General features: G+C 38.6%; 8 protein-coding genes. All 8 read right to left on the bottom strand.

The features are described 5' to 3' along the window. A partial coding sequence (locus HMPREF2805_RS01905) for an accessory Sec-dependent serine-rich glycoprotein adhesin (RefSeq protein ID WP_148131573.1) occupies positions 1-5208 on the bottom strand: 5208 nt, incomplete at its 3' end. A 579-nt stretch (positions 5209-5787) separates the two neighbouring features. After that, positions 5788-6360 carry a nucleotidyltransferase family protein gene (locus HMPREF2805_RS01900; protein WP_075231167.1) on the bottom strand — a complete coding sequence of 191 codons (573 nt, stop codon included), beginning with the start codon at positions 6358-6360 and terminating at the stop codon, positions 5788-5790. Next, positions 6341-7339 (bottom strand): Holliday junction branch migration DNA helicase RuvB, encoded by a 999-nt coding sequence (ruvB, locus tag HMPREF2805_RS01895; protein ID WP_083301261.1) that lies wholly within the window; start codon positions 7337-7339, stop codon positions 6341-6343. The genes HMPREF2805_RS01900 and ruvB overlap by 20 nt, the downstream gene beginning before the upstream one ends. 368 nt (positions 7340-7707) lie before the next feature. Further along, positions 7708-8061 (bottom strand): type II toxin-antitoxin system RelE/ParE family toxin, encoded by a 354-nt coding sequence (locus HMPREF2805_RS01890; RefSeq protein WP_075231166.1) that lies wholly within the window; start codon positions 8059-8061, stop codon positions 7708-7710. Beyond that, a complete protein-coding gene (locus HMPREF2805_RS01885) occupies positions 8051-8335 on the bottom strand; it encodes a type II toxin-antitoxin system RelB/ParD family antitoxin (protein WP_075231165.1) in 285 nt (94 codons plus the stop codon). The genes HMPREF2805_RS01890 and HMPREF2805_RS01885 overlap by 11 nt, the downstream gene beginning before the upstream one ends. A gap of 534 nt (positions 8336-8869) precedes the next feature. Continuing rightward, positions 8870-9292 (bottom strand): GNAT family N-acetyltransferase, encoded by a 423-nt coding sequence (locus HMPREF2805_RS01880; RefSeq protein ID WP_075231164.1) that lies wholly within the window; start codon positions 9290-9292, stop codon positions 8870-8872. An 11-nt stretch (positions 9293-9303) separates the two neighbouring features. After that, on the bottom strand, positions 9304-9996 hold the full coding sequence (locus HMPREF2805_RS01875) for a GNAT family N-acetyltransferase (protein ID WP_075231163.1): 693 nt from the start codon (positions 9994-9996) through the stop codon (positions 9304-9306). A gap of 226 nt (positions 9997-10222) precedes the next feature. Then, positions 10223-11296: a GTP pyrophosphokinase gene (locus HMPREF2805_RS01870; RefSeq protein WP_075231162.1), complete on the bottom strand. Its 1074-nt coding sequence runs from the start codon at positions 11294-11296 to the stop codon at positions 10223-10225. Positions 11297-11370: the final 74 nt, after the last annotated feature.

The raw sequence follows: 11370 nt of genomic DNA, 5'->3' as shown, positions 1-11370 counted from the left end.
TGCTGATTGACTTGCGCTTGTTGAAGCTGACTCAGATGCACTGGTCATTGCACTTACTGATGCACTGGTTGAAGCAGACACTGACGCACTGGTTGACGCTGATGCTGACTTATGATCCGAATCTGACAAGTCAGGAGTTACTGTGTTTTTTGTTCCGTCTTTGTAGGTAATCGTTACAGTTCCATTGCTAGCAATCTCGTACGATTTAATACGGAAATCTGACTCAGGGTTGACTGTCTTCACTGCAGCAAGAATCTTCTTAAGATCATCTGGTGTCAATGAAGTTAAATTAGAAACTTGGATAGCACTACTTGGTTTAATACCTGGGAATTTTTCATTCAATTTTCCTTGTGCAACTACAGTCGTTACTCTACCCGTATTATCTGATAAATCTGTAGCACTAGTTCCACGAGTCCATCTATTACCATCTGCATACTGTACATTTTCCCCATAAGTAGCAGTGTACGTTAATACTTTTGGATTTGTTGTTGAAGCTTCAGTGGTAATATCCTTAATTCCTAGTGCATCATCATCTGAAGAATAACCAGTTTGGAAAATACGACTGATATCAGAAGTTCCATCGTTTAATTTCAGAGTTTTAATCTTACCACTATTATCTTTAGCAGTTAGAACAACTTTAATCTTGTCGCCTGCGAAGACTTCGTAACCGCTGACTCCTGGACGAACATTATTCTTGATCGTTTGTTTTTCCCATTGGCCAGTCTTATCATTCTTAATATGAAGTTCAAAAGTTACTTCAGGTGCTACAGTTTCTTTGGTAATAGTTGCAGTCGTTGTAGACGAACTCAAGGTTTCAGTTCCACCACTTGGAAGTGTTACTGTTTTTTCTTGCTTAGCAGTCACATCCTCCGTCGGAAGTAGCCCATTGTTGCCATCGTAAGCTTTTTGCAACTCTGCAGGTTCAAAGGTAACACTTGATTCGTTGTCTTTAGCTGTCTTGGTAAATTTATGTCCAGCTAATGTGAGCGTAACAACCGCTCCAGGTGTTACATTCGTAACCACAATCGAACGATTTGGCAAACCACCTGTTTCGTTGGTAGAAGCAACTGAGATAACCGGTGCTTGTGGATTGACCTTAATAGTCACATCAACCGTTCTACTATTAGCAGTTCCACTGTAGGATCCTTGTGGAAGAGTGATTTTCACTTTTCGCGTATAAACTCCTGGGTTTGCCAACATAGCGTCATCAGGAGCCTGAACCCAACTAAAGGTAGTGTCTGCTGGGAAGGATACACTTTCGTTCGAATTTTTAAGCGCCTCTCCTGGATTTTCAATAATCTCTGCTAATGGAGTCTTATTTGCCACAGTTGTAACGTACTCCTGTTTAGCTACAGGATCAACAACTGTATAATCAAAGTTTGTCTGACTTGTCAAGGCTGGATTGCTTGTTGAAACATCCCCAAAACGTCCTTTTGGATATGTGGCAATTAGCGTATAGGTTGTACTATGGCTCTCAGCTTCTGAACCCGTAGTATGCCAAATTGCGCCAAACGGCTGTGTTCCAACAGGGGTTGTAATTTCGTTACCTTGATTATTTATTTTATACTTATAAGACCATGTTGTCCCTGACAGACTTGAATCCCCCAAATTTGTATATTGTTGGATTGTTCCACCGATATTATTAGCCCAGTCTCCGCCAGTAACTTTATCATTACCTTGATCTGACTTAAAGGCATAGAATTTACCTTTTACACCATTATAAGTTTTAACTTCAACTTTTGGATAAACAGTATAGTTAACTGTTACATCATCAGTCGAGCCATCAGAATAAGTAACCCGTGCAACTGCACTTTTTGTCCCAGCAGATGTGTTGTCAATGCGACTAACCCATGAAACAGTCGTTCCTTGAGGGAGCTGTCCTCCACCATCAAGCTGGACAAAGTTCGTAGCATCGTTTAAATCCGTTGCCGTTTCACCAGTATAGGTATAAATAGTCGATGCCTTCGCTACAGCAGTATATTTATCAGTCTGGCTTTTGATTACAAATTTGACATAACCATTGTCGGTTATACCGTTTTTTGCATGGTTACTATCAGAGGTGTTTTGGTCATCTGTTGCCATTAAATAGCGTTCAAATGATGCTAACGGTACATTTTTTGCTAGAGTGCCTGTAAGGGTAATCTTTGCATCCGCCTGATCTGTCAAATTTGTGATTGGAGTTGAACGATTGAGACCGGTATATCCTGCATAGTTTGTACCATTAGCATTGTCAGCTGTACCTTGCATTTCAAACTTCAATGAAGAAATCTTGCCAGAATCATCAGTTGCTCTAAAGGTTACATTAACTTCTTCCCCACGGTATAGATAGATTTCCTTAGTTGTAGCATTATCATAATGAATCTCCAGTTTTGGTCGTTCATTGACTGTAACATCTCGAGAAATAGTATTGCTTGTTAAATCCTTATAAATAATCTTTGCAGTTCCATCGCTTGCAACTTCAATGTCTTTGATGCGGTGAACTGTCTTATCATTCTTAGCGTAGATGGCATTCTTGACATCTGTCTTTTCGTTATCTGTTAAACTGTTTTTATTTACTACAGGTGTAAAGTCAGGATTTGTTACTTTAAGACGGTCTTTCAGTTGTCCTTGGGTGATACGAACATTGCCAGTACCATTCACTCTGTTGAAGTTGCCTACTTGGTCAGTTGCAACTGCATTCCGTTGCCAAGTATGTCCTGAGTTCCACTCCAGATTATCATTCATATGAGCGTCGACTGTGATAGTCGCAGGACTTTCTGGCGTAGCTGTGATATTTCCTGTCAAGAGCCCTACAGTTCCTGTACCATAGTTAGAACCTTCAAAGTAGTTTTCTCTCAACCCTGGTTGGTTCCCATCTGCTCTAGGTACAATCTTGAACTCTCTTAATTTACCACTATTATCAGTCGCAGTAAATTTAACGGTGAAATCATCACCTGCATAGACAATATGTTCCATCCCACGACTAGAGTCGGGACTTTGAGTAGCTGTAATCTGCTGACCACCACGTGTCACGGTTACAGCAGGTACAGGCACCTCAGTTTCCGCTCTTACGTTAGCTCGAACGACATCCACAGTGTTATCACGATAAGTAATAGTGATTTCACCCGTATTAGACACCGTTATTTCATGATTACCTTCAGAATTTTTCTTGTAATCAGAACTGTTGAGGATAGTGGCATTTTTACTATTGTTCCTAAAGTTTGCAAGGATTTGAGTTTTCTCAGTCTCGCTCAAAGATGACGGATTATTTACCGTAACAGTATCACCACTCACAGGCTCGTTACGCTCGTTGAAACCTTTGATGGTGAGAGTCATATGTGCCGTATCTGTTTGACCGTCACTATCTGTTACAACATATTCAAGAATGTGCGCGCCAGTAGCAAACGGCTTCCATGTTCCTTTGTCTCGACCAATGGTACCTTGCATATTTACCGTATAAGTAGTTGGATAATAGGCAAACCTACCATTTTGATACACACCAAAATCACCAACGACATTTCTTGCATTTCTTGGATAATCAGGCGCATATAAGCCAGTGATAATTGTATTATTAGATCCTGCAGCTAATGTTTTCAAGCCCCTATCATCACTCATTTTCATCTTGATTGTGGTAATAGAGTCGTCATTATAGTAGGTAACATTTGCAGGCAAAGTAATCGTAGGGCGCTTAGATGTTCCACGGTTATGACCAGCTTCTCCAGTCGAAACAGTTGAGCTCATTGAGCCACTATAATTCCCAGAAGTGTTGGCGCTTGTGAACGGTTGACTACTTGTCGCCACTCGCGCACTCAAAGTAGCTGCATTAGACTTATTGTTCACAGTCGCATAAACCAATATAGTCGCCTCAAGGTTTCTATTCAAGTCATGGTGCTTGTTGAATATATACTCATTACCAGAACCACCACGTTTTTCCATTGGTTGTCCATTAAAAAGAACACGAGTGATGGTTGTATTTCTATCCACTTGCGCGATCAGACCAGCATAATTAAGCGGACTCTGCGAGTGCATTTTTATTTTCCAGACAACCTCACGATTAGAACTTGAATAACTTCCTTGCCCAAGTTCAGCTGTGGTGTGACCGTTTATCGAAACACCTCTGAGATTTCCCCCTGTTGGCATCGCTTGCCCGTTACGGCTGTCACGTTGACCAGAGGTTGCACGTGAAACCGCATTAGCGATAGAGTTGCGAGCTGAAGTGGCAGAATTGATCACTTCTCCTAGATCTGCGTTTGGATCCTTGAGAGCAGACTCAATCTCAGCAACCACGGTTTTAACCTTGATAATTGCTGCATCTGTATCAGGTAAATTAACTGCTTTAGCTAGATATTCACCCATTTCTGCTGAAAGAGTTGCCAGTTTCTTACGGTCTTCTGCTTGCTTTTTAGTGCTTGTTTCTGCTGTCGTTGTCGCAGCAAGAGTCGCTGTTGTCGTAGCTGTCAGACTCGCATTTTGACTTGTAAAGTTTTCTGCTGTTGAAAGAGCACTAGAAAGATTAGGATTGACCTGAGCATCGCTAGCCTTAACTGTGGCTCTGGATGTTCCGTCATTACTGATAGCATCTTCGCTAGGAGCCGTCTGTGAACCTTCTACATGCGAAACCTCAGAGAGGGAACTGCTTGCAACAGTCGAAGCACTATCTGATGTTGAGGCAGAATCGTTCAATGAAGACGAGGTACTAGCTGAAGTTGAAGATGAAACACTGGCACTAGTGCTAGCTGATGTTGAGGCGCTTACGGACTCGGATGCACTTGTTGAGGCCGAAATAGAGGCACTTGTAGAAGCAGAGATTGAGACACTCTCACTAACAGAGGTAGATGTTGAAACAGACGTTTGCTGCTCCTCATCTTTATTGACAGTTCCCAAAACAACCTGATCAGAATTCACTAGATTGTCAGTACCATCCACGACTTTCTCTACAGCCAGCTGTTCATTGGCATGGACTTGCGTATGAGTGGCAACTCCACCACCAACAACAGCCCCCGCGGCAGCTATCCCCTTGAGGACATCTATCCCAGTTAAAGAAGTTGAGACACGATCTTCCACAACTTCAGTTGTCACCTGAGCAGTATCAATACCACCACGAAGAACCTTAAATAGCCCGAATAAAGACGTTGAGGCACGCAACCAATGTTTCCCTGACTTAATCAGTTTGTATCTAGTTACACGATCGGTTTCTCGATACTCTCCTTCTTGACGTCTAAAAAACATGTTTTTTTCTCCTTGAGTTCATTTTTTATAAAAAAACTAAATACCAAAACATTCTTAAGATACACAGTCATGTTACATGGATATTTTCTCTTTTTTCACCCTGACAAGCACTGGTGTACTCTTAAAAAATTTTGATATAGAGCTCAATCTATAACACCTTATTATAGCACATTAGAGCCTGCTTTGTCCAAAGATTTGTATAAAAAATATATTAATACAAATGACTTGTTCTTTTTGTAGATTTTACCTGAATTTAAGATTCTTTTTTTATCCAATAATCATCTGTTTCCCTTTAAAAAATAAAATATTATTGTAAAAATTCAGTAGGATGAAATAAAATATAAACAAATTGACCAGAAAGAAAAGTCAGATCAATTTCTAGCAATGTTTTAAAACCCGTAGCGTACTATTCTAGGTTCAATCTACTATATATCGAATCATCGCTCCATCAAAAAAAAGCCGCCTGATTGGGCGACTTAATTTTTTTATAGGGAGATTATTATGAAAAAGTTTTAGGAGTATAAGTTAAGGTCTTTTTAACTTATGAGATAAGTATACAACTCCTATCTTAAAGTTTCCTTAAGTATTTTTAACGGTAAGATTTTTCCATTTTTCTCGCCAATTTTTCTTGGATAAACGCTTTTGATAAAGATTCATTCGATCTTGATTTTCTAAGAAATGGGGAGTTGGACGAACCTGAAAGTTTAAAATATCCTCCAAACCATAAGGAGCAAAGAGCTCTAAAGTTGCGTCAGCTTGCAAGCGAAGTCCTACTTCCGTACAACGTTCAGGATACTTACTCATGGCATCGCAGGAATTTCTATACGGAGATGTGTGGGGACTGTGTTGGTGCATATAGACTTGATTTTTCAGCTCCCACTGATACTGGGGAAAGTCCTCTCTCAACTTGCTTTCTATAGCCAGCGTTTCTTCGTAACTCACATCTGGGTCAAAGAAAATCACATCCACATCCGTTTCACGGTCAAAGGATGGCTTATCTGACAAGAGATTCCAGATAAAATTTCGGACCGAACCAGCTGCTAACCAGGAATCTTTCAACTCCAAGTCACGGATGATAGTCAGAATAGCCATCATGTCAGGATCTTCTCTGAAAGAATCTAAAATTTCAGCCTTATTTTTCAATGTATTCATAACCTAAGTGCTCATATGCCTTAGCAGTCGCCACCCGTCCAGACCGTGTTCGCATGATAAAACCTTTTTGGATTAAGTAAGGTTCATACATGTCCTCCACAGTCTCACGCTCTTCGGCGATATTCACAGAAAGAGTTCCTAATCCGACAGGACCACCACCATACATCTCAATCATGGTCCGAAGGATTTTTTGATCCACATAGTCCAAACCTTCATGGTCAACATCCAGCATAGTCAAGGCCTTATCAGTAATGACATCATCGATTAAACCATCCCCCATAATCTGGGCAAAGTCGCGCACGCGCTTAAGGAGACGATTAGCAATACGAGGGGTCCCACGGCTACGTAGGGCCAACTCAGACGCTGCCTCATGTGTGATTTCCATCTCAAAAATATCTGCCGTCCGCTCGACTATTTCTGTTAAGTCAGCATGGGCATAATACTCCATATGACCTGTAATTCCAAAACGTGCCCGTAGCGGATTTGAGAGCATACCAGCCCGAGTCGTCGCACCAATCAAGGTAAAAGGTGGCAACTCCAAATGAACACTGCGACTGCCTTCCCCCGCACCAATCATGATGTCAATGTAGAAGTCTTCCATAGCACTGTAAAGCACCTCTTCCACCGACATAGGCAAGCGATGAATCTCATCAATAAAAAGAACATCTCCTGGCTCCAAGTCATTCAAAATCGCTACCAAATCACCGGCTTTTTCGATAACGGGACCGGACGTTTGTTTGAGATTAACTCCCAGTTCATTGGCAATGACAAAAGCCATGGTTGTTTTCCCGAGACCTGGAGGGCCAAACAAAAGAACATGATCCAGCGCCTCATCACGCATTTTTGCTGCTTCGATAAAGATTTGAAGCTGATCCTTGACCTTATCTTGACCGATATATTCACGTAAATATTGGGGACGGAGGGTACGTTCTACCAGCTCCTCATCGCCCATGATTTCATTATCTAAAATTCTACTCATATTCCTATTATAGCAAAAATCCAGCCTACAAACAAAAAAGCCACCTGACTTGGTGGCTTCATTAGGGAGATTATTATGAAAAAGAAAAGTTTAGGATTTCTATTAAATAAAGTTAGGAGGTCTTTATTTAATGATTATATGATACAAGAGAAGACTTAAAGTTATCTTAAGAATTTCTAGTTTTTTAATTTTGTTCAAAAATAATAAATACTAATTAAAAATTGCTAAAAGCAAACAAGAAAAAAGCCACCAAATTGGGTGACTTTATTAGGAGATTATGATGAAAAAAGTTTTAGGATTTCCATTAAATAAAGTTAGGAGGTCTTTATTTAATAACTAAATGATACAGGATAAGACTTAAAGTTAGCTTAAGATTTTGAACTTTTTTTATTGTCTTTTTGTAGTAAGGTAACATAGTCACTCTTGGTATGAAATAAATGGGAGAGAAAAACAGTCTTTTGTGTCTGATCAACAAAGTAAAGCAAAACGTATTGATCTATAATTTTTCCTCGTGTAGGATACTTACTATTAATCTTTACACCGATTTTCACATCAGCATCAAAACCAGCTTCAGGAAAGACTTCTAGACTCTTTAAGCCATCTAAAATTTTTGTCACAGTATTTTTAGCAGATTGAGGGGATAAAAGTACCGTAGCTATATAGTCGTGTATATTGTCGATAGCTTGTTCAACTTCTTTTGAAAGGATCACTTTATAAGCCATAGCGTGCCCTCATACTGTCTAGGGAAATCCCTTCTCCTGCCTCGTATTCTCTCAAGGCACGTTCAGATTGGGCTTGTAATTCTTTAATCAACTGTTCTCGATGTAGATCTTCGGCCGTCTTAATAGGCAAATCTTGCTCTAGAACTATTTGCTCCACAAATAAAGAAATAGCATCTGTCATTGTCATGCCCTTTTCCTTGATAATATTTCGAGCTTGTTCCATAGTAGCTTCATTCAGTTTAAAATTATATTGTTTCGATAAGCTTATAGCCATGATATATCTCCAATCTATACGTTATAGATTGATTATATACTAGATATAGATTTTCATCAAGAAAAAGTGTTTTTCCATAATCTTACTTCCTCACGAAATACTATATTGTTACACGAGATTTCCTCGATAATCTTCTTTTTGAAAAATTTAATTGTTTCATATTTCGATACCTTTTGATAAAACCACGATAAATCAGATACTTTTTATCAGGATCTCAAGTAGGTCATTAAAAAGTTTAATGACACCAATTTTAAAGGCATCAAGTTTCTAAATAATAGAAGATTCGGCGATCTTTGTATTATATGGATATCCGCGTTATCCTTGACACGAACTTTTACTTTTGTTCAAAACAACGAATACCAATGAAATATCGCTGAAAGTCACATAACAAAAAAGCCACCAAATTGGGTGGCTTCATTAGGGATATTATTATGAAAAAAAGTTTAGGATTTCTATTAAATAAAGTTAGGAGGTCTTTATTTAATAACTAAATGATACAGGACAAGACTTAAAGTTAGCTTAAGTGAAAAAAAATTATTTTAATTTTTTTCGGTCCACCAAAATCATACCCGTACACTGAAAACTAGATAAGGTTTCAAAACCTAAGGAACGATAAAATCCAAGAGTCTTTTCTGACTCATCTGTCGCTAGTTGTACTTGGTAGGCATCCTTATAATCAGCTAGAGCTTGCTTCATCAAGGCGCTACCAATCCCTTGGCGCTGATAGCTTGGCAAAACAATCAAATCCTGGACAAAAACGGATGAAAAACCATCTCCAACCAAGCGAACTAGACCAACGATTTTCTCGCCATCACGCGCTAGATAAATGGCTAGCGAATGAGACAAGGCCTGCTCCAACATCTGTGGCTGATTGGTATAGTTTGTCCAACCAACTGCCTGATAGAGATGTAAAACGTCATCAATTGAAACAGATGTTTCTTTTGTAATCTTAATCATAGCAAACCTTCCTAACATTCTCGTAGAGATTTAATCTGTTGTCCATTTTCATCAAAATTATCTTGCTTCAACCATGCTTCAAAACGAGCCTTAACCCTTGGCCAATCCTTGTCGATCATAGACAACCAATCCGTATCTCTAGTACGCCCTTTATAAATAACAGCTTGACGGAAGGTTCCCTCGTAGATAAAGCCCAAACGTTCTGCTGCTTTTCTAGAAGGTAGATTTAGCGCATCACATTTCCACTCATAACGGCGATAGTTAAGCTCTTCAAAGACATAACGAGCAAGCAAATAGTGGGCTTCTGTTCCCATCCTGGTCTGTTTAAGAGCCGGCGAAAAGGTCACGGCTCCAACTTCAATCACGCGATTGGCTTGGTCAATACGCATGAGAGAAAAAGTCCCCAGCGCCTTTCCAGTCACTTTATCGATAATCGCATAATAGAAGCGATCCTTGCGCTCAAGCATCTGCTTTAAAGCGACGATTAATTTTTCGAGATTTTCTACTGGTGGTTGAAAGAGATAGGTCCACATGTCACGAGGGCTATCTGGACCATAAACAGCTAACAAATCCTCCGCATGCTTTTCTACTGACAGAGCTTCGATAATCGTATACTGTCCTTCTATCCGTACAAGTGAAGGCAAGACTCCAGGTGTGTCGTCTACAGGTTCACCAATCATCTGACCATATTCATTTACTGGCATAGCTTTCTCCTTGTCTTACTCTTATAAGTTTAAAGATGTGAATAGTATATCACATCTCACAGGTAATCTACAAAAAATCCTCCAGATTCTACTCTGAAGGATTCATATCTTATTTTACAACGATATTAACCAGTTCAATTATCTTCACCTTAGAAATCGCAACACTACGAATTATTCAACTTAGTCAAATAGGCAAAACCACTTTTCATATTTAAAAAATTACTTTTTAACCTTCATAAACATCAATTGGGTACGATATATCAAATATATCTGAAAATTGATCATCCGAAACTTTCATAAACTCTTCATCAGAAATATCAATCCTATTAAATGATTCTAACACACTAGTAATGTGTAATAATGGAGTCAATGACGACATACCCGTATAATTTATAATATCCATCTCAATTGCCGATATCCTTAAAAAGATATCCTTATATCTTTCTAATAATTCATCTATATCTCCTATAGTCTTCAAACCTAATTTTTTCACCCTCTGAACTACCGTAGATAGAGAAGAACTATTAATATTAAAATCTATATTAAAATCTGTATCCACATCTAACGGTTTAATCGTATTCAATAGTTCAATGTAATTTTGATCTTCTGTTACATAAGTCATAAGCGTACTGCTATCTATCGGTAATTCTTTTTTCGAAGTAGGTAATTTTTCCCTTATCTCCTGCTCATAGTTAATAATATTATTTTTTAACTGCAGAAAATTATCATCAGCCAACTCAATTAGTCCTGCCAATCTGGCGAATTGCCTCCTGTATTGATTAGGTATATCTTCCTTGCTTTTATATCCTAAATCATGTTCGATTTCAGCCCAAGCATGTTGCATAACTGTCCTAATTTGTAGCTCCAATTTCATATCTTTAAATCTGCTATATAAAATAGGGGAAGAATTCTCTTCTTTTAAACTTACTACATAATGAAGTGAAACATAACCAAATTTTGTTGGATCCTCACTCTTACGTTTATCAATAGTATTCTCTACATCAACCTCGAACTCTTGACTGATTAGCTCAGCTATTTTATCGACATCATCACTAAAGTACGTTATGATACGAATGCCGCATAAGTCGGTAATCTCAGCCAAATTAGAATAATTTTTCCTTTTTACTTTTCCTTCAAGAGACTCTACAGTTTTTACTCTCCCAATTATTTCATGAACGTTAATAGATTGACTTTTAATAATATTCTTTACAGCATTCTCTACATAATTTAAGCAATCTTCATAACTCCCCCGTGAAACAGAATATCCATCAACAATCTTCTTATGACTTTGATTCATCATTAATCTCTCCTAAAAAGTGAACAAAAAATTGTTTCTTTTTTTTAATCAACTATAGTCTACAATTATTTCACAAC

Source organism: Streptococcus sp. HMSC034E03 (assembly GCF_001811505.1).
In the GTDB taxonomy this organism is placed as follows: Bacteria; Bacillota; Bacilli; order Lactobacillales; family Streptococcaceae; genus Streptococcus.
Note: the sequence above shows the minus strand (reverse complement) of the source record. Positions and strands in the feature narration are given on the sequence as shown.